This window comes from Citrifermentans bremense R1 (genome assembly GCF_000426865.1).
GTDB lineage: Bacteria > Desulfobacterota > Desulfuromonadia > Geobacterales > Geobacteraceae > Geomonas > Geomonas bremensis.
The window spans coordinates 1-18,636 of the sequence record NZ_AUGE01000025.1; the positions used below are offsets into that span (position 1 = coordinate 1).

General features: G+C 59.1%; 18 protein-coding genes. 12 read left to right on the forward strand and 6 right to left on the reverse strand.

All coding sequences use genetic code 11. The features are described 5' to 3' along the window. On the reverse strand, positions 1 to 237 hold a 237-nt coding region (locus K419_RS23185; protein ID WP_198013117.1), incomplete at its 3' end, for a transposase. A gap of 117 nt (positions 238 to 354) precedes the next feature. Between K419_RS23185 and K419_RS0114280 the strand changes: the two genes are divergently transcribed. The 8 genes from K419_RS0114280 (at position 355) to K419_RS0114315 (ending at position 9,424) form a co-directional block, all read left to right on the forward strand. Further along, positions 355 to 2,502 carry a hybrid sensor histidine kinase/response regulator gene (locus tag K419_RS0114280; protein WP_026842193.1) on the forward strand — a complete coding sequence of 716 codons (2,148 nt, stop codon included), beginning with the start codon at positions 355 to 357 and terminating at the stop codon, positions 2,500 to 2,502. 90 nt (positions 2,503 to 2,592) lie between these two features. Next, positions 2,593 to 3,519 (forward strand): daunorubicin resistance protein DrrA family ABC transporter ATP-binding protein, encoded by a 927-nt coding sequence (locus tag K419_RS0114285; RefSeq protein WP_026842194.1) that lies wholly within the window; start codon positions 2,593 to 2,595, stop codon positions 3,517 to 3,519. A gap of 147 nt (positions 3,520 to 3,666) precedes the next feature. Beyond that, the gene (locus K419_RS0114290; protein WP_026842195.1) at positions 3,667 to 4,422 is read left to right on the forward strand and encodes an ABC transporter permease; all 756 of its coding nucleotides are present in this window, start codon (positions 3,667 to 3,669) and stop codon (positions 4,420 to 4,422) included. 216 nt (positions 4,423 to 4,638) lie between these two features. Beyond that, positions 4,639 to 5,715: a radical SAM/SPASM domain-containing protein gene (locus tag K419_RS0114295; RefSeq protein WP_012528456.1), complete on the forward strand. Its 1,077-nt coding sequence runs from the start codon at positions 4,639 to 4,641 to the stop codon at positions 5,713 to 5,715. A 133-nt stretch (positions 5,716 to 5,848) separates the two neighbouring features. After that, complete coding sequence (gene hemE, locus K419_RS0114300) at positions 5,849 to 6,868, forward strand: uroporphyrinogen decarboxylase (RefSeq protein WP_012528457.1); 1,020 nt, start codon at positions 5,849 to 5,851, stop codon at positions 6,866 to 6,868. A 114-nt stretch (positions 6,869 to 6,982) separates the two neighbouring features. Then, entirely contained in the window at positions 6,983 to 7,936 is a 954-nt protein-coding gene (gene corA / locus K419_RS0114305) for a magnesium/cobalt transporter CorA (protein WP_012528458.1), read from the forward strand. Positions 7,937 to 8,191: 255 nt separating this feature from the next. Further along, positions 8,192 to 9,061, forward strand: a complete 870-nt coding sequence (locus K419_RS0114310) for a two-component system sensor histidine kinase NtrB (protein ID WP_026842196.1) — start codon at positions 8,192 to 8,194, stop codon at positions 9,059 to 9,061. 81 nt (positions 9,062 to 9,142) lie between these two features. Beyond that, a complete protein-coding gene (locus K419_RS0114315; RefSeq protein WP_026842197.1) occupies positions 9,143 to 9,424 on the forward strand; it encodes a GIY-YIG nuclease family protein in 282 nt (93 codons plus the stop codon). Between the two features lie 24 nt (positions 9,425 to 9,448). Here K419_RS0114315 and K419_RS0114320 read toward each other — a convergent pair whose 3' ends face one another. The 5 genes from K419_RS0114320 to K419_RS24285 form a co-directional block, all read right to left on the reverse strand. Beyond that, positions 9,449 to 10,486, reverse strand: a complete 1,038-nt coding sequence (locus K419_RS0114320; RefSeq protein WP_026842198.1) for a cytochrome-c peroxidase — start codon at positions 10,484 to 10,486, stop codon at positions 9,449 to 9,451. A gap of 270 nt (positions 10,487 to 10,756) precedes the next feature. Then, entirely contained in the window at positions 10,757 to 12,166 is a 1,410-nt protein-coding gene (gene gltA, locus K419_RS0114325) for an NADPH-dependent glutamate synthase (RefSeq protein WP_026842199.1), read from the reverse strand. After that, complete coding sequence (locus K419_RS0114330; RefSeq protein WP_026842200.1) at positions 12,163 to 13,011, reverse strand: sulfide/dihydroorotate dehydrogenase-like FAD/NAD-binding protein; 849 nt, start codon at positions 13,009 to 13,011, stop codon at positions 12,163 to 12,165. The genes gltA and K419_RS0114330 overlap by 4 nt, the downstream gene beginning before the upstream one ends. 247 nt (positions 13,012 to 13,258) lie before the next feature. Beyond that, entirely contained in the window at positions 13,259 to 14,134 is an 876-nt protein-coding gene (locus tag K419_RS0114335; RefSeq protein WP_026842201.1) for a DMT family transporter, read from the reverse strand. Next, on the reverse strand, positions 14,134 to 14,265 hold the full coding sequence (locus K419_RS24285; protein WP_264175615.1) for a hypothetical protein: 132 nt from the start codon (positions 14,263 to 14,265) through the stop codon (positions 14,134 to 14,136). Before K419_RS24285 ends, K419_RS0114335 begins: the two co-directional genes overlap by 1 nt. A gap of 213 nt (positions 14,266 to 14,478) precedes the next feature. Between K419_RS24285 and K419_RS0114345 the strand changes: the two genes are divergently transcribed. From K419_RS0114345 to K419_RS0114360, 4 genes are read left to right on the forward strand one after another with little or no spacing between them, the layout of a single operon-like run. Further along, positions 14,479 to 16,596 (forward strand): type I restriction-modification system subunit M, encoded by a 2,118-nt coding sequence (locus K419_RS0114345; protein ID WP_026842202.1) that lies wholly within the window; start codon positions 14,479 to 14,481, stop codon positions 16,594 to 16,596. Then, positions 16,593 to 17,816, forward strand: a complete 1,224-nt coding sequence (locus K419_RS22100) for a restriction endonuclease subunit S (protein WP_035497280.1) — start codon at positions 16,593 to 16,595, stop codon at positions 17,814 to 17,816. The genes K419_RS0114345 and K419_RS22100 overlap by 4 nt, the downstream gene beginning before the upstream one ends. Continuing rightward, positions 17,813 to 18,334 (forward strand): AAA family ATPase, encoded by a 522-nt coding sequence (locus K419_RS0114355; protein WP_026842203.1) that lies wholly within the window; start codon positions 17,813 to 17,815, stop codon positions 18,332 to 18,334. The genes K419_RS22100 and K419_RS0114355 overlap by 4 nt, the downstream gene beginning before the upstream one ends. After that, a complete protein-coding gene (locus tag K419_RS0114360) occupies positions 18,334 to 18,525 on the forward strand; it encodes a hypothetical protein (RefSeq protein ID WP_026842204.1) in 192 nt (63 codons plus the stop codon). Before K419_RS0114355 ends, K419_RS0114360 begins: the two co-directional genes overlap by 1 nt. The last annotated feature ends 111 nt before the right edge of the window (positions 18,526 to 18,636 follow it).

The following is an 18,636-nucleotide window of genomic DNA, read 5'->3' on the forward strand; positions in this document are numbered from 1 at the left end:
CGAGTGAAATATAGTGCCTTCGGTTAGAGTAACCTGTTTACGGCAGATACGACATTGGAACACTTTGACTTTGCCACGCCTGTAGTTGCAATGGCATCGCCCCTTGCAGTTGGGACATACAAAACCTTCTGGCCAACGTGCAGATTCAATGGCAGCCTCACATTGATGCTCTTGGCCATACTTGGTGAGGAAAGCATTCAGACTTAAGCCCTGTTGAAACTGGAACCGGTTTTTCACGGCAGACTCCTTTAGTAAAGTTGCCGTGATTATGCCGACTGCATGTGACGGACAATGTCGCGCCACCGCACCAGCGGAAGATTGGCGCTAATCAGGATTGGTTTTAAGAGGTAAAGCATGTCCAAAGAGCTGAGGGTCCTTTTGGTCGAGGACTCGGAAGAAGACAGCCTGCTTCTGCTGAGGGAACTGCGCCGCGGCGGCTACAAACTGATACACATGCGGGTGGAAACTGCGGAGAGCATGCGCCGGGCCCTGCATGACGGGGAGTGGGACGTGGTGATCTCCGACTACCGCATGCCCTCTTTCGACGCCCTCGGGGCCCTGCAGGTGCTGCACGAGACCGGGCGCGACATCCCCTTCATCATCGTCTCAGGCAAGATCGGCGAGGACTTAGCCGTCGAGGCCATGAAATCGGGCGCCAGCGACTACCTCATGAAAGGGAACCTGGCCCGCCTGGTACCGGTTATGGTGCGGGAGCTGAGGGAGGCTGAGGAGCGCAGGACGCACCGGCTCACCCAGGAAGCGGTGCGCCGCGGCAAGATGGAATGGGAAAGCGTATTCGACGCGGTCTCGGACCTGATCATCATCACCGACGCCAACGGCATCGTGTTGCGCTGCAACGGCCGGGTGAGCGCCTACTTTCCCGGCGGGTACGGCGCCATCATCGGCCGCAGGATCGACGAGATATTTTTCGGATCGGAGCAACCCGAGGGAAAGCTGTTCCGCTTCCTGCACAGCGTCCAGAGCGAGGCCGACGAGGATATCCGCTTCCCCAACCTGAGCGGCTGGTACAACGTCGCCAGCTACCCCATGCGCACCGAGGGGAGCAACCGCCCGAACCTGGTCTTCATCATCAAGGACATCACCAAAAGGCGCGAGGTCGAGGAGGAGAAACGGACCAGCGACCGCGAACTCCTCACCCTGTACGCGGTCGCCTTCCGCCTGCAGTACACGAAGGGGGTCGACAAGGTGATGGGGGACCTCCTCTTCCAGCTGCACAACATGCTGCAGATGGACTTCTCCTGCATCCACCTCTTCGAGGACGACAAGCTCAAGATGCGCGCCTCGCTGGGTGTTTCTCCCGGGTTCGAGAAGGCGATGAAGACGCTCCCCCGGGAGACCAAGTGGGCGACCCTGGCGCAGGCGGGGCGCCCCTTTCTGGGAGAGGAGCCAGACGCAAGGTTTCCGGCCAGGGCCAAAAGCGCCGCCATCGAGATGGGGCTGCACTCCTGGTGCACAGTGCCGCTCAAGATCGGGCAGGAGGTGATGGGGGTGATGACGGTGGGGACCGTCTCCGGGCGCAGCTACAGCGACCGCGACGTCTTCCTGCTCTGTTCCATCGCAGGTCAGCTTGCGGTCCTCATCGACAACTACAGCCTCTACGACAAGATGAAGGAGAAAGCCGAGGAGCTCTACCGCAGCAAGGAAGAGCTCAAGGAGAACCTGCAGAAGGTGAAGCGCGCCAACATCGAGCTGGGGCGCCTCAACACGGCGAAGAACAACTTCATCGGCATCGCCTCGCACGAGTTGAAGACCCCGATCACCTCGATCATGGGGGGGGTCGAGTTCCTGCTGAAATATTCCGGCATTCAGATGAGCCCCGAGCAGCACAACATCTTCGTCTCGGTGTACGAAGGGACCATTCAGCTCAGGAAACTGGTGGAGGACCTCCTCTCCATCTCCCGCATCGAGGCGCAGGGGCCGCTGGCCCAGAAAAAGCCGGCGAGCCTGATGCGGGTCTGCCGTGAGGTGCACGACCTGTTTGCGCTGCCGCTATCCGAGCGGCACATTGCGGTGGAGATCACGGGGGACGACGTCCTCGTGCCGGTGGACGAGGCTTTTGCCATGCTCGCGGTGCGCAACCTTTTGGAGAACGCCATCAAGTTCACCCGCGACGGAGGGTGCGTTCGATTAGCCGGACGGGTGCTGAAGCAGGCGCAGCTCAAGGAGATGACGCCGACGCTGCGCTCCTTCTATCCCTCCTTCCCCGGTAACGTCGCTGCGACCGAAAAATACTACCTGCTCCAGGTGCGTGACAACGGCATCGGCATCCCGCCGGACGAGAGGGTCCGCGTCTTCGAAAAGTTCTACGGCGTCGGGGATATCGACCACCACAGCTCGGGCGCCACCGCTTTCATGTCCAAGGGGTCGGGGCTCGGGCTCTCCATCGTGCGCGGCATCATGGAAGCCCATGAAGGGGCGGTCTGGGTCGAAGAGGCCGAGGGGGGAGGAAGCACCTTCTCGCTCCTTTTCCCCGTCGAATGATTTCGGGATGCCTCTGCAACCGCCGCATAACCGGGTATATTCTGCAGGTTGAAAATCGGACACATCCCAGGATCCAGGCGGGAGCCATCGATGCCGCACGCGATCAGGCTGCATGAAATAACCAAGAGCTACGGCGAGTTCAAGGCGGTGGACCGTTTCTCGCTGGAAGTGGAGCGAGGCACCGTCTTCGGGCTTTTGGGCCCGAACGGTGCGGGCAAGACCACCCTGATCAAGATCCTCACCACGCTGATGCGCCCAACCCACGGCGACGCCTTCGTGGAGGAGTTCAGCATCCTCACTGCCGGCAAGTCGGTGCGCCGGGTGATCGGCGTCGTCCCCCAGGAGAACAACCTCGACCGGTACCTGACGGCGAGGGAAAACCTCGCGCTCCACGGCAGGCTGCACGGCCTGCGGCCTGCCGCCTACAACCGGCGCATCGACGAGCTCCTGGAGATGACCGGGCTCACCTCCCGTCAGAACGATTTCCCCGACACCTTTTCAGGCGGCATGCAGCGCCGGCTGGTCGTGGCGCGCGCCCTGGTGCACGAGCCGCGCGTGCTGTTTTTGGACGAGCCGACCACGGGGCTCGACCCGCAATCAAGGCGCGCCCTGTGGGAGTACGTCAGGGGGCTTAGGCGGAACATGACCGTCTTTCTCACCACCCATTACATGGACGAGGCGGACGCGCTTTGCGACCGGATCATGATCATGGACCACGGCGTATGCCTGGCCGACGGCACGGCGGCGGAATTGAAAGACGCCTTTTCCAGGGCCCACGTGTACCAGGTGGAATTCCGGCGCGACAGCGACAGGTACGAGGGGATGCTGGCCGGGCTTTCCTTCGTGCGCAGCGTCGAGCGGAGCGGGAGCAGCTTCCAGATCACCCTGAGCGACGAGGAGTCCATCAAGCCGCTGATGGATTGCCTGGGTGGTGCCGACATCCGCAGGATCTGCCTCAAGGAGCCGAGCCTGGAGGAGGTCTTCATCTCGCTCACCGGGGAAAAGTTGCGGGAGTGAAGCCGTTCAAGGTTCAGCGTTCAACGTTCGAAACGTGCCTCCCTGGGGCCGAGTCAAACTGGCGGCACGGTGATTTCCTCGCGGACTGCCGAGGGCTGGGACGTTGCAGATAAAACCTTGAACGTTGAACGTTGAACGGAGGGGTTGATGTTCAAAGGCGCGTTTTCCATCTGGGGCAGGGACATGATGGTGCTGAGGCGGAGCATCTTTTCCGAACTCGTCGCCGTCATCGCCTACCCACTCACCCTCTACCTCGCCTTCGGCTTCGGCCTCAAGGGGTACATCTCTGAGGTGAACGGCGTCCCCTACCCCCTCTTCATAGCGCCCGGCCTCATCTCCATGACGGCGATCAACGCCGCCTTCGACGAAAGCTCCTGGAGCATGTGGTTCCACCGCCGGGTGCAGCGCACCATAGAGGAGTACCGGGTCACCCCTATCACGGTCTACGACATCGTCATCGGCAAGATCTTCTCCGGTTTCTCCCAGGGGGCCGTCAAAGGTTCGGTGGTTTTCCTGGTGATCCTCCTTTTGACCCCTTTCCGTATCGACTACGGCCACCTCCCCGTTTACCTGATGTGCATCGCCATCTCGTCCATGACCTTCTCCTGCCTGGGAACCATCTGCGGCACGGTGATCGACAAGCCGGAGAATATCGGGCGGGTGCAGTCGGTGGTTATCGTCCCCCTCATCTTCATGGCCGGCATCTTCTTCCCCCTTTCCTCCTATCCCGCTTCCATCCGCCCCTTTATCGAACTCCTCCCGACTACGGCAGTCTTCGAAGGGGCGCGGGACGCGCTCTTACAGGGATCCGTCCCCGCACCCTACCTGCTGAACCTGATAGCCACCGCAGCCGTTTCCTTCCTGGTGGCGGTCTACACCTTCGACCGCAAGATGGCGGAATAAGCGATTCTTCTTGAGTTTCCCATTAATTTCATAGTAAAGTTTGCCCTAAACTTTGTAACCTCCTGGATGCCTCCGCAGCGCTTTTGGCGCGAAGACGGCAAATCGAGCGTACGTTGCCGCAGAGCCTACCGTTTTGGCGTGAAATTTTTTCCTGCCTGACTGATGCGCCCCCCGCCACATGCAACGCTTTTCCAGGGCCAAATTATTGGAGATGCCATGGCCGAAGAGTTCGTACCCAAATGGATCGCCTGGGAGACCACCCAGCGCTGCAACCTCAAATGCGTCCACTGCCGCTGCTCGTCCGAGTTGACCTCTTCCGAAGGTGATTTCAGCACCGAAGAAGGGAAGAAGCTCCTGAAGGAGATCTCCGACTTCTCGAAGCCGGTCGTGGTCCTTTCCGGCGGCGAGCCGCTGATGAGGCCGGACATCTTCGAACTGGCCGAATACGGCACCTCGCTCGGCCTCAGGATGTGCATGGCGAGCAACGGTTCGCTCGTGACCGACGAGGTCTGCGAGAAGATGAAGAAGGCCGACATCAAGATGGTCTCGCTTTCGCTGGACGGCTCGACTGCCGAGGTTCACGACAACTTCCGCCAGTGCCCCGGCTCCTTCGAGGGGGTGCTGCGCGCGGCGGAACTCTTCAGGAAGCACGGCCAGAAGTTCCTGATCAACTCCTCCTTCACCAAGAGGAACCAGCACGATATCGCCAGCACCTTCAAGGTGGCGAAGTCCCTGGGTGCCACCGCCTGGTACATGTTCATGATCGTTCCCACCGGCCGCGGCGAGGACATCATGAGCGAACTGATCTCCAAGGAGGACTACGAGGAGATCCTCGACTGGCACTACCACCAGGAGAAGAACGAGGACGACATCCTGATGCGCCCCACCTGCGCGCCGCACTACTACCGCATCGTGCCGCAAAAGGCCAAGGCGGAAGGGGAGAAGTTCGAGCGCCGCTCGCTCACCTTCTCCACCGGCGGCGGCAAGGGTTGCATCGCGGCGCAGACCATCTGCCTCATCGACTGCTACGGGAACCTCAAGCCCTGCTCCTACTTCCACCGCACTGCCGGCAACGTGAAGGAAACGCCGTTCCGCGAGCTCTGGGAGAACTCGGAGATCTTCAAAGACCTGAGGGACTTCAAGAGCTACAAGGGGAAATGCGGCGAGTGCGAGTACCTGAACGTCTGCGGCGGCTGCCGGGCCCGCGCCGATGCAGTGCACGGCGACTACATGGAAGAGGAACCGTTCTGCAACTACGTCCCGATCAAGCTGCAGAAAAAGCAGAAAGATTAGCTGCTGTTCAAGGTTCGACGTTCTACGTTGAAAACCGATAGCCCCCTGCCCTGAAGCGTCCCCTCTCCCTCTGGGAGAGGGACAGGGTGAGGGACGTTTTGCATACAATAAAAATTCACCCAGGAGGATTACCATGAATACTCGATTTTTAGACGCATGTTGGGGGAAGCCGGTTGATACGGTGCCGGTCTGGCTTATGCGCCAGGCGGGACGTTATCTCCCCGACTACATGCGCGTTCGCTCCAAATGCACCTTCCTGGAACTGTGCAAGACGCCGGAACTGGCGACCGAGGTAACGGTCCAGCCGGTAGACATCCTCGGCGTCGATGCCGCGATCCTCTTTTCCGACATCCTTACCCCGATCGAGCCGATGGGGATGGAGCTCGACTTCACCCCCGGCCCCGTCTTCGCCAAGCCGATCCGCACCATGGCCGACGTCGAGGCACTTAAGATCCCGAAGATGGAGACAGACGTCCCCTACGTGCTGGACGCAGTCAAACTGCTCCGCAAGGAGCTCGCCACCAAGGTGCCGCTGATCGGTTTCGGGGGCGCGCCTTTCACCCTGGCCTGCTACATGGTCGAGGGTAAGGGGTCCAAGGACTTCGCCGCCCTCAAGAAGATGATGTACGCCGACCCAGAAGTGTACGCGGCGCTGATGGATAAGATCACCACCATGGACATGGAGTACCTGAACGCGCAGATCAAGGCGGGCGCGCAGGCGATCCAGATCTTCGACACCTGGGGCGGCATGCTCTCCCCGGCCGACTACGAGCGCTACGTCCTCCCCTACACCCAGCGCCTCATCAACGGCCTGGACCGCACCAACATCCCGGTGATCCACTTCGTCAAGGGCGCAGGGACCATGCTGGAGATCGTGAAGCAGGCCGGCGGCGACGTCATGGGCCTCGACTGGCACGTGAACCTCGGCAAGGCCCGCGACATCCTGGGCGACATGGCGGTGCAGGGGAACCTGGACCCGACCGTGCTTTTCGCTCCTAACGAGATCATCGAGCGCGAGGTGAAGAGGGTGCTGGACGAAAACGCAGGCAGGCCCGGTCTCATCTTCAACCTGGGACACGGCATCCTTCCGACCGTTCCGCCGGAAAAAGCGATCTTCATGGTCGATTGCGTGCACCGGCTGTCGAGGAAATAATGGCAAACCGGAGGGCGGCCGATGAGGCCGCCCTTCTTCTTGACCAGGCAACAAAGGATCCGGTCGATTTCGCAGGCCACGGCTGCCTGCCGCACCGGATCAGCGGGAGTAAACATGCTCAGGCTTTTCAGCATAGACAACGGGCTCATAAAGGAGATGGACTTTGAGAAAAGCGATCTCCCCAATCAGATCCTGCATGCCGACTGGATCGACGCCCACGAGCCGGATGACGAAGAGAGGGACCTGCTCGAGCTGTTGCTGCACACCGACATTCCGGAGTCCGACGAGGTGGACGAGATCGAGATCTCAGCCCGCTGCTTCGTGGACCAGGCCGGGATACACGTGCACCCCCTCTTCCTATCGCAGAGCGAAGGGCGCCACGTGACGCTCACCGTCGCCTGCATCCTGCAAAGCAAGCACCTGATCACCATCCGGGAAGGGGACCTTGCCGATTTCCGGCTCCTGCGCATGCGCGCCAGGAGAGGGCAGGTGGAATGCCGCACCCCGTCCGAGCTTCTCGTGCTGCTCCTGGACCAGAAGGTGGAGAACCACGCGGACACCCTGGAGGACATCCACCGCCAGCTGGAAGGGGTAAGCCACCTTGTGCTCGAAGACGATGATTCCGAGCTGGAAGACGCCATCAGCAAGCTCGCCAAGCTCGAGGACAGCAACGGAAAGATCCGGCTCTGCCTCATGGATACCCAGAGGGACATCTCGTTCCTTTTGCGGCACCTGCGCGACCGGGCCGACCAGAGCGAGACGCTGCGTGAGATCGCCCGCGACGTCGAGACCCTTATGTCGCATACCACCTTCCTTTTCGACAAGATCAACTTCCTCATGGACTCCACCCAGGGTTTCATCAACATCGAGCAGAACCAGATCATCAAGATCTTTTCCATCGCAGCAGTGGTCTTCCTCCCCCCCACCCTCGTCGCCAGCATCTACGGGATGAACTTCGACGTGATGCCCGAGTTGAAACTCTCTTTCGGCTACCCCTGGGCTCTCGCGTTGATGATTCTCTCAGGCATCGCTCCCTACTGGTACTTCAAGCGCAAGGGTTGGCTCTAAAGCTACATAATTCGAAGTCAAAGGGACAGGGCTGCCGTCGCGAAAGGCACACTGTCAGTTGCACCGCTGCCCGATACCGTTCCTCAGTCTGGAACGACCCTCACAACAATCCCTCAAGAGTGTCCTTGCTGCTGCCGATAGATCCAACAGGTATTGTGGTGGCTGTGAGACTGCAGCTTCACACTTTGTAAAGAGGCCGTTCGTGCTGTCGCAGCCACGCAAGGGACGGCAGCGTCAGCACGAGAAGGAAGGAAGATGATGTCGCTTCGCGATTGGTGCCGCGACATATTAGCCAGCCACACCGAAGGCTCGTGTCCCGCCGGGGCAGGAAAGGAACCCTCCTCCCCTGCCGCCGAGGCTAAGCCGAATGAAGCCTTGCTTGCGCCCGACGAACTGGAAAAGCAGCTGTTGCAAGTCCAGAAGCTTGCCGCGGTAGGCGTCCTGGCGGGGAGAATCGCGCACGACCTGAACAACCTCATGATGGGGATCAGCGGCAACCTTGAACTCTTGCGCCTGGCAAAAGAACTGGACGCCGCCTCGCAAAAATACATGGACAACGCACTCGATGCCTCCAGGCGCGCGGCGAATCTCAGCAGCCAGATGCTCGCCTTCTCCAGGAAAGGGAGTCAGGGGGTGAAGTCGGTCGATCTCAACCGGCTGGTTGCCGAAAACCTGGAACTGATGAAGGGGTCGATGCGCAAGGGCATCTCGCTGTCGACGCGGCTGGACCCGGAGCTTCCCTCCTTACAGGCGGAACCGGGCCAGATGCAGCAGTTGATCGTGAACCTGGTAACCAACGCGGCCGAGGCGCTAGGGGAAACGGGCGCCATCGGCGTGTCGACCGGTGTGGGGGACTTGCCTGCAGCGGAATTCACCAGGAGCCGGGTCGAGCCGAAGCCTGCTTCCGGGCGCTTCGTGTTCATCGATGTGTCAGACAGCGGCTGCGGGATGGACGGGGAAACCAGCGACCGTATGTTCGACCCCTTCTTCTCCATCAAGGCGGTCGGCAGAGGGTTGGGGCTTACCGCGGTGCAGGCGATCGTGAAAGCGAGCGGCGGCGCCATACTGGTCGACACAGCCTCGGGGGAAGGGACCACCGTGCGGGTACTTCTGCCCGCTCCGTGACCAATAAAAAAAGGGGACAGGCTACTTTTCGATTTGAAAAAGTAGCCTGTCCCCCTTTCCTGCATTTTCGAGGAAACACAAATGAATTGGCAGGTTTATATCATCCTTTGCTCGGATGGCACCTTTTATACCGGGATAACTACAGACATCGCGCGTCGCCTGCGGCAGCATGCGATCGGCAGCGGAGCGAAGTATTTTCGGGGGCGCCGCCCCGAGGAAGTTCTTTTCCTGGAAGGGGGGCACGACAGGAGCAGCGCCAGCAAGCGGGAACTATACATCAAGGGCCTGAGCCGCGCCGGCAAACAGGCCCTTTTGCAAACTGCGGCAAAGCCGGTGCCGCATCTTCTTCATCTCTCCAGTTAAACCTCTCCTTCGATACCTCACCGATCACTTCAGCTGTGGATGCGGGGTCTGGTCCGAACTCGGCGGAAGCACAGGGTAATCCATCTTCGGCTGTTTTCCCGTCAGGCTCTTCAGGAATGCGACCATGTCGTTCACTTCCGTCTCGTTCAGTTTCATTCCCAGTTGCGCAGACCCCATCACCACCACCGAATCCTTGAGGCTCCACACCTTTCCTGAATGGAAATAGGGTTGGGTGAGCGCGACGTTCCTGAGCGACGGCGCCCGGAAAACGTACTTGTCGCTGGAGGTATTGGTCACCTTGAAACGCCCCGTGTCGCTTTCCGGACGGATCTCTGCCGCCGGGACCTCACGGACGCCAAAGGGGTAGTAGGCGGCTCCGCCGATGTTGATTCCCCCGTGGCAGGCGGCGCATCCTTTCACCATGAAGACACCAAGGCCAGCCTGCTCGCGCGCGTTGAGAGCGCTGGGTTCTCCGTTGAGGAAGTGGTCGAACGGGGCATCCGGAGTCACCAGTGTCGCCTCGAACACCTCGATAGCCTTCGCCATGTTGTCGAAAGAGACCGGATCGCGGTACCCGGGAAAAGCCGCCTCGAAGAGGGCTGGATATCCGGGGATGTTCTTCAAGGTTCTAACTACCAACTCGGGATTGCTGTTCATCTCCACGGAAGCCTGCACCGGTCCCTTAGCCTGGGTCTGCAGATCCTTGGCCCTGCCGTCCCAGAACTGGGCGACGTTGTAGACGGCGTTGAAGACGGTGGGGGCGTTGCGGGGGCCTTTCTGCCAGCCGTGGCCGACGGAGGTTTCCTGGAGGTCGGTCCCTCCCAGCCCGACGTTATGGCAGGTGTTGCAGCTGATGAGTTGCGAGGTGGAGAGGCGGGGATCGAAGAACAGTTTCTTTCCCAGATCGACCTTGGCCTTGGTTGCCTCGTTCCCCTTGATGGCCGGGGCCTGCGTCGGGATCGGCTTGAAGGTCGCCTGGGCCTTGGACATCGTTTCCTTCGCGGTGGCATCGACGCATCCGGGAAGCAGCGGCAAGAGCAGTATGATCCATTTCGCTTTCATGTACGCCTCCATTGACCGGTTAGATTGGAAGACGAGTTAAAACATACTCATTTGAGAAGGGGTGTCAACAAGACGGGGATGGGAGTGGGGGTGATGGAGGCTGGGAAACGGACGAATATTAAAAGGGCTGGTCAGTTTGGGGGATAAGAGTCTCCCCCTCCCGCAAGGGGAGGGGGACGTAAGAGCAACTTTTCCAGAAATTCCCTGATGAACCTGAAAAAGAGAGGGGGCGCCTTGCGGTGCCCCCTCGGTTGTTTCTGCCAGCTCAGGCTAGCCTTTCAGGTACTTGTCGATAGCGGCTGCGGCGCGCTTGCCGTCGCCCATGGCCAGGATGACCGTGGCCCCGCCCCTGACGATGTCGCCGCCGGCGAAGACGCCGGGGATGCTGGTCTCCCCTTCGTCGTTGGTCACGATGTTGCCCCACTTGTTGAGGGTGAGGTCGGGAGCCGTCGCGGTGAGGAGCGGGTTCGCGCTGGTGCCGACGGCGTTGATCACGATCCCGGCGGGAAGGTCGAACTCGGAGCCTTCTATCGCCTGGGGCCTGCGGCGGCCGGAGTCGTCGGCGGGACCCAGTTCCATCCTTTGGCAGCGCAGTGCGGAGACCCAGCCGTCCTCTGTGGCGACGATGGCGACGGGGGCGGTGAGCATGATGAACTCCACACCTTCCTCCTTGGCATGCTTGATCTCCTCGACTCTGGCAGGCATTTCGGCCTCGCCGCGGCGGTAGACGATCATGGCGCGCTTGGCCCCCAGCCTGCGGGCGGTCCGCACGCAGTCCATGGCGGTGTTGCCGCCGCCGATCACCGCTACCTCGTCCCGCTGCAGGATCGGGGTGGAGCTGTCGGCCCTGCGCCCGGCTTCCATGAGGTTCACGCGGGTGAGGAACTCATTGGCGGCGTAGACCCCCTTCAGGTTCTCGCCCATGATGTTCAGCATGGTGGGAAGGCCCGCGCCGTTGGCGATGAAGACGGCGTCGAACTCGCTGCGCAGTTGCGGGATGGTCAGGGTTTTGCCGATGATGACGTTGCACTCGATGGCGACCCCCATCCGGCTCAGCACCGCCACCTCGCGGTCGATGATCTCTTTGGGAAGCCGGAATTCGGGGATGCCGTAGCGGAGCACCCCGCCGGTGTCGTGCAGCGCTTCGAAGATGGTCACCTTGTGCCCCTGGCGGGCCAACTCGCCGGCGGCGGTGAGTCCTGCCGGGCCGCAGCCGACCACGGCCACCGACTTGCCGGTCGGCTCCGGGATTTTATCCGCTAACAGCTCGTCTGGATGCTGCATGGCCCAGTCGGCCACGTAGCGTTCCAAGTAGCCGATTGCCACCGCGTCCCCCTTCTTGCCGCGCACGCAGAGCGCCTCGCACTGCGTTTCCTGGGGACAGACCCTGCCGCAGACCGCGGGAAGCGCGTTGTCGCCGCGCAGCACCTGGGCCGCCCTGGGCATGTCGTCGCTTGCCAGCGCGTCGATGAACTCGGGAATGGAGACCCCGACCGGGCACCCGGCCACGCAGTTCCTGCTTTTGCACTGCAGGCAGCGCTGCGCCTCGGCGACAGCCTGCTCGGGGGAGAGCCCCTGGTTCACCTCCTCGAAGTTCTTGCTTCTCTCGTCTGCCGGAAGCTCCGGCATGTGGACCCTTTCTATAGCCATCCTCTCTTTGGGGGACAAATCGTTGCTCACTTTGCTACCTCCTTAGCTATCTTGCAATCCGTCGCTGCATGCCTCTGCGCCTCTTCCTTGCGGTAGCTGGTGAGGCGGTCGGAAAGCCCGTCGAAATCGACCAGGTGCGCGTCGAATTCAGGGCCGTCCACGCAGGCGAACTTGGTTTCGCTTCCCACCTGCACGCGGCAGCCGCCGCACATGCCGGTGCCGTCTATCATGATGGGGTTCAGGCTGACGATGGTCTCGATGCCGGGCTCCCGCGTCATGTTGGCCACCGCCTTCATCATCGGCACCGGACCTACGGCGAATACCGCCTTGGGCGCGCGCGCCGGGTCGGCGATCATCTCCCCTAGCGGCCCGGTCACGAACCCTTTGGAGCCGAGGCTGCCATCCTCGGTAGTGACCAGCAGGTTTTTCGAGAGTGCGCCCAACTCTTCCGCCAGGATGACGTAGCGGCTGGAGCGTCCGCCGATGATGGTGGTGATTTCGTTTCCTGCCTCCGCCAGAGCCTTCACCAGCGGGAAGAGCACCGCGGTGCCGACGCCGCCGCCCACACAGGCGACGCGCCCCCAGTTGGTTATGTGTGTCTCCTTGCCCAACGGCCCGGCGACATCGCGGATGGAACCGCCCGCCGGGGTGTCGACGATCTTCCTGGTAGAGGCGCCTATGGCCTGGATGAAAAGGGTGATGGTGCCGGCCTCGGGGTCGGCGTCACCGATTGTCAAAGGGATGCGCTCCTCGCTTTGCGCCAGCCTGACCATGACGAACTGCCCGGCCTTCCTGGCCCGTGCGATCCGTGGTGCCACCAGCACCATCTTGTGGAGGTTTTCCGCGAGTATCTCGTTGCTTACGACTTCGAACATGGGGGTCACCTTTTTGTCTAAGGGGATTTGCTGCAGATGTGCTGCGATATTGAATACGATATCAACAACGGAGGGGATTTCGCAAGGAAGTATACGGAAAGCAAGGGGAAGGCAACTTTGAAAGGCAATTAGACAGACAATTGACGATTGACAACGCGGATAGGTCTCTTCTCCCCACGGAGGCGGGGGAGGGGAATTGTGAGATAGGTTCGGCTGAGCCTGCTGGAGGGGGTATGGTGGCTGGGAGCTACGCCCGGATCTTGTAGGTGGCGCAGAGGATGCCTGCGGAGATGAGGACGATGCCTGCGATGTGGAAGGATTGCAGACGCTCTCCCAGGAAGATGACGGCAAGGATGGTGCTGAAGGCGGGCATCAGGTGGACGAATTGCCCGCCTATGTGCGGACCGATCTGGCGCAGACCGTGGTTCCAGGCGGTGAAGGCGACGACGGAGGCGAGGATGCCGACGTAGGCGATGCTGAGGACGGTCGGCTGGTTCAGCGTCATCAACTGCCCCTGGGCGATCTCCCAGGCGTAAAAGGGGATGAGCAGCACCAATCCGGCTACGGTCATGCTGAAAAGGAACACGAACGGGTTAAGCCCCTGCGGGTAACGCTTGATGGCGACGGAGTACAACCCCCAGGCGATGGCGGCCAAAAGAACCAGCAGGTCGCCATGGTTGAAGCTGAGCGTGAGGATGCGGGAAGGGTCTCCCCGCAGGATGATCGCGGCGACACCGATGAGGGAGAGCGCGATGCCGACATGCTGGCGCAATACGACCCGTTGCCCGTAGAAGATGCGGGCGAACATGAGGATGAAGATGGGGATGGCGGAATTGACCAGCGCCGCATTAATGGCGGTGGTGTAGTGCATCGCGGTGTAGATGAGGAAGTTGAAGAGTGTCACCCCGAAGAGGCCACAGACAGCGATCAGCCCGAGGTTTGCCCGCACGATGGGCCACTCCCTGCGCAGCCGCGGCAGCACGACGGGGAGAAGCACCACCAGCGCGACCACCCAGCGCCAGAAAACGAAACCGGCAGGAGGGATCACATTGTTCATTGCCCGGCTGATGACGAAGTTGCCGGACCAGATCAGGGCACTCAGGGTGAGGAGGAGATATGGCATTAGGAATTCCATTCCCATTCTTGCTCGTCCCACTCTGATCGATCACCAAGTTCTGAACCGATAATCCTGTCGTGACCGCGCTCGGCCATTTCTTTGAATTTTTCACTCCAGCCTTGGCGTGGGTGGGTCATTTGCGATCTCCTCCATGGTGGTCTAGGGGGCACACTGTAAATACGGAGGTGCAGTGCGTCAAGAAAATTTGTGGGGATAAGGGTGAATGCCACGAAACTCCTGTTGAAAAGCATAAAATTATTCACTTTCCTTTCCACTAGGCTTATATTCGTGGCCTGCCGAAAGAGCCTGAGCACCTCAGGCAACGCTGACAGAACAAAGGATAAGCATAGATGGCTCATGATGCACTCCAAAACATCGCACAAGTAGAATCCAGCCTGTGGGAAGCCGCCGACCAACTCCGCGCCAACTCAAAACTTACCTCCAGCGAATATTGCATGCCGGTGCTGGGCGTCATCTTTCTTCGGCACGCCAGCAACCGTTATGAAAAGGCGCTGGAGCAGATCCAGGCCGAGCAGGCTGCCGGCAAAATGCCCAGCCGGCCGCTGGTGAAGGGAGACTTCATCAAGCGCAGGGCGCTGATGCTACCCGACAGCGCCCGATATGAATATCTGATCAAACTGCCTGCCGGGACCAATCTGGGCAGCGCACTGGTTGACGCGATGAACGCCATCGAGGAGGATTTCGAGCCTCTACGGGGCCAGCTTCCGAAGGAGTATGACCGATTCGACAACGATCTGCTGGACCATCTGCTGCGCACCTTCGACAGCGACGCCTTACGTAACGCCAGCGGCGATATCTTCGGCCGCATCTACGAATACTTCCTGAGGAAGTTCGCCATGCAGGGCGCCCAAGACAACGGAGAATTCTTCACACCCCCTTCCCTGGTGCAGACCATTGTCAACGTCATCGAACCAGACCATGGAATTGTCTTCGATCCTGCCTGTGGCTCCGGCGGCATGTTTGTGCAGAGCAGCCATTTCATCGAGCGCAAAGGCTTGGACGCCGGCCACAAGGTGACCTTCTACGGGCAGGAGAAGACCGGCACCACGATCCGGCTGGCCAAGATGAACCTGGCGGTGCACGGCCTAGAGGGGGATATCCGGGAGGCCAACACCTTTTACGAGGACGTGCACCCGATCTTCGGCAACTGCGACTTTGTCATGGCCAACCCTCCATTCAATGTCGATATGGTGGATGCGGAGCGGATCAAGGACGACCGGCGTCTGCCCTTCGGCCTGCCTGGGGTGAACAAAGCGAAGAAGGTCAGCAACGGAAATTACCTCTGGATCTCCTACTTCCACAGTTACCTGAGCGAGACGGGCCGGGCTGGATTCGTCATGTCCTCGCAGGCGTCCAGCGGAGGGCACGGCGAGGCAGAAGTGCGCCGCAAACTCGTGGAGACGGGGGATGTGGACGTGATGATCTCGATCCGCTCCAACTTCTTCTATACCCGCACCGTGCCCTGCGAGCTGTGGCACTTCGACAAAGGGAAGCCGGAAGAGCGCCGGGACAGGGTCCTGATGCTGGATGCTCGCAACGTTTACCGCAAGGTGACCCGCAAGATCTACGACTTCAGCCCGGAGCAGCTAGCTAACCTAACTGCCATAGTCTGGCTCTATCGTGGAGAGCAGGCGCGGTTTCTCGGGCTGGTGCGGGATTATTTCGGATCCCTTTGTGCGGAGTTCTCCGCCGTACCAGCCGAGCTTGAGGCGTTTGAGACGACGCTCGCGGATTTAAGTGGACAGTTCGGGGAGTTCTCGGACAGCGTGAAGGATCTGGAGGCTGTAACAAAAGAGCAGCGGCAGTCTTTGATCGATGCCCTTATTGAGTTGAATGAAGCAAAGACTGCTTATCATGCTGACGGGGCAGCGTTACTGAAGCAATTCGCCGCTTTTCAGAAGAAACACGATAAGGCCTTGCCCGCAACTAATGAGGCTCAGCACTCTGCCCGGGAAGTTTTTGATCCGTTAGCAGAAAAAGCCAAGGGGCTGGTGAAGCAAGTTGATCTGCTTTACAAGCTGGTGACACGCGTGGGACAGGTGGCGCAACAGATAGCCGGTGTCGAAGAAGCCGCCGAGTTTCACGACCGCCGCTTGGCCAACAGGCGGCTGAAGCAGCTTGAGGAAGAGCGCAAGCAAGCCGTGGAGCAGCTTAAACAGGCAGCGTACTTTCACCGCCAGATCGTTTGGCTGCAGGATCGTTTCCCTGACGCCGAGATGGCTCCTTTGCCGGGACTCTGCAAAGTCGTAGACCGTGCCGAAATAAAGGCCGCCGACTGGAGTCTTACCCCTGGGCGCTACGTGGGCGTGGCTCCACCGGAGGTGGATGAAGATTTCGATTTCGAGCAGACATTGCGGGATATTCACGTGGAGTTGGCAGATCTGAACAAGGAGGCGGCGGAACTCGCGGCGCAGATTCAAGTGAATTTCGAGGAGTTGGGGGTATGAAGTGGGAAACATACCTCATCGGAGAGCTCGTAGATTCGGGATTGGCCGATATACAAACAGGTCCCTTTGGAACTCAACTCAAAGCCAGCGACTATATCCATATAGGCACTCCTGTAATCAATGTCCGCAACATTGGTTATTCTGATCTACGCACTGAGAAACTTGAGTATGTCGGAGATCAAGTGACAACCCGTCTTTCCGCCCATTTATTGAAGGAAAATGACATTGTGTTTGGGCGAAAAGGTGCGGTTGACAGGCACCTATTCGTGACAAAAGAGCAGGAGAAGTGGATGCAGGGCTCAGACTGTATCCGTTTAAGGTTTGATACAAACAAAATCATATCTAGATTTATCTCATACGCTTTTTTGCTCAGTGGTCATCAACAGTGGATGCTTAAGCAAGCAGGTAATAAAGCGACAATGGCATCCTTAAATCAAGACATCATAAAAAGAATTGCCCTGAGAGTGCCCCTTAGGTCAGTACAAACAGAAATCATAAAAGTTCTGTCTGGATATGACGATTTGATTCAAAACAACCAGCGGCGAATAGTGTTGTTGGAAGAGGCGGTGCGGCAGGTGTATCAGGAATGGTTCGTGCGCCTGCGCTTCCCTGGTTACGAGCACACCCGAATCGTTGATGGCGTGCCTGAGGGGTGGGTGAGGAAAAGCCTGCGTGAAGTTGCTTATATCAATAGCGAGAATTTGCCTAGCTCGTATGATGGTGCGATTGAATACATAGACATAGCTTCAGTTACTCCGGGACAAATAAACGAAACGACTGGATATGCTTTCCGTGACGCGCCAAGCCGAGCGCGTCGTATCGTCAAGCACGGAGACATAATTTGGTCCTGCGTACGTCCTAATAGGCGTTCACATGCTGTTATTTGGAACCCAGCGGAGAATCTCATCGCTTCGACTGGATTTGCCGTTATTTCTCCTCAACATATTCCTACCTCATTTTTGTACCAAGCATTGACCACTGAGGCGTTTGTCGGTTATTTGGTCAACCACGCAAAAGGCGCAGCATACCCAGCTGTTGTGGCGGGTGATTTCGAGAGGGCTGAAGTACTTGTGCCAAAAGATTGGTTACTTGCAGCCTTCAATGAATTTGCAGAGCCTCAGATATCGCTTGCACATAACCTGCGCGTGCAGAACCAAAAACTCCGCGCCGCCCGTGACCTGCTGCTGCCTAAGCTGATGAGCGGGGAGATAAGCGTATGAGCGATGAGCAGAAGATTGTCATTATTGCCGGGCCAAACGGTGCCGGCAAAACAACTTTTGCTCGTGAATTCCTCCCGCAGGAAGGGAACATCTCCGATTTCATCAATGCCGATCTTATCGCGGCAGGGCTTTCGCCATTCAACCCCGACGCTGCTGCAGTCCGAGCCGGCAGGCTGATGCTTGAGGAGATAGATCAGCGGGTGGCCCAACGCAAGAGCTTCGCCTTTGAAACTACACTGAGCGGCCGTGGATACGCTGTAAAAATAAAATGGTGGCAGGATCTGGGCTACCACGTTAAGCTCATTTTCTTGAGTCTGACAGACGCTGACATGGCTGTCGCCCGTTTAGCAGGCCGCGTGATCCAAGGTGGTCATAACATCCCTGAGCAGGTGATACGGCGCCGGTTCAAAGCAGGTTTAAAGAATCTAGAGGAGCTTTATAAGCCGCTAGTGGATGCCTGGATACTCTACGACAACATGGAGAGCAAACTGAACGTGCTGGATTGGGGAGAGAAATGATGAAAAAGAAAGAGCTACCGAAAGACCCTGATTTGCTGGGATCAATGCAGGCTCTCAAAAGATCTGCGGCCAGCGCCCTTAAGCTTGCGCGCCAAACGAACACGCCCTGTTATGTAATGAAGGACGGGAAAATCGTGGATATCGCCGCCCGTCCAGCGAAGACCCCAAAGAAAGCATCAGCGGGCAAATGAGCCGATTATGAGCCGGTAGTCTTTTCCTGGCCGAATGAGCCAATGCTGAGCCAATGCTGAGCCAATGCTGAGCCAATACGGAAGAACCTGATGTTTTTTTGATGTGCCTGG

Excerpts from the sequence above, each read along its gene's own strand:
- K419_RS0114280 (WP_026842193.1), top strand. The coding sequence starts at position 355 with ATGTCCAAAGAGCTGAGGGTCCTTTTGGTCGAGGACTCGGAAGAAGAC.
- K419_RS0114285 (WP_026842194.1), top strand. The coding sequence starts at position 2,593 with ATGCCGCACGCGATCAGGCTGCATGAAATAACCAAGAGCTACGGCGAG.
- K419_RS0114290 (WP_026842195.1), top strand. The coding sequence starts at position 3,667 with ATGTTCAAAGGCGCGTTTTCCATCTGGGGCAGGGACATGATGGTGCTG.
- K419_RS0114295 (WP_012528456.1), top strand. The coding sequence starts at position 4,639 with ATGGCCGAAGAGTTCGTACCCAAATGGATCGCCTGGGAGACCACCCAG.
- hemE (WP_012528457.1), top strand. The coding sequence starts at position 5,849 with ATGAATACTCGATTTTTAGACGCATGTTGGGGGAAGCCGGTTGATACG.
- corA (WP_012528458.1), top strand. The coding sequence starts at position 6,983 with ATGCTCAGGCTTTTCAGCATAGACAACGGGCTCATAAAGGAGATGGAC.
- K419_RS0114310 (WP_026842196.1), top strand. The coding sequence starts at position 8,192 with ATGATGTCGCTTCGCGATTGGTGCCGCGACATATTAGCCAGCCACACC.
- K419_RS0114315 (WP_026842197.1), top strand. The coding sequence starts at position 9,143 with ATGAATTGGCAGGTTTATATCATCCTTTGCTCGGATGGCACCTTTTAT.
- K419_RS0114320 (WP_026842198.1), bottom strand. The coding sequence starts at position 10,486 with ATGAAAGCGAAATGGATCATACTGCTCTTGCCGCTGCTTCCCGGATGC.
- K419_RS0114330 (WP_026842200.1), bottom strand. The coding sequence starts at position 13,011 with ATGTTCGAAGTCGTAAGCAACGAGATACTCGCGGAAAACCTCCACAAG.
- K419_RS0114335 (WP_026842201.1), bottom strand. The coding sequence starts at position 14,134 with ATGCCATATCTCCTCCTCACCCTGAGTGCCCTGATCTGGTCCGGCAAC.
- K419_RS24285 (WP_264175615.1), bottom strand. The coding sequence starts at position 14,265 with ATGACCCACCCACGCCAAGGCTGGAGTGAAAAATTCAAAGAAATGGCC.
- K419_RS0114345 (WP_026842202.1), top strand. The coding sequence starts at position 14,479 with ATGGCTCATGATGCACTCCAAAACATCGCACAAGTAGAATCCAGCCTG.
- K419_RS22100 (WP_035497280.1), top strand. The coding sequence starts at position 16,593 with ATGAAGTGGGAAACATACCTCATCGGAGAGCTCGTAGATTCGGGATTG.
- K419_RS0114355 (WP_026842203.1), top strand. The coding sequence starts at position 17,813 with ATGAGCGATGAGCAGAAGATTGTCATTATTGCCGGGCCAAACGGTGCC.
- K419_RS0114360 (WP_026842204.1), top strand. The coding sequence starts at position 18,334 with ATGAAAAAGAAAGAGCTACCGAAAGACCCTGATTTGCTGGGATCAATG.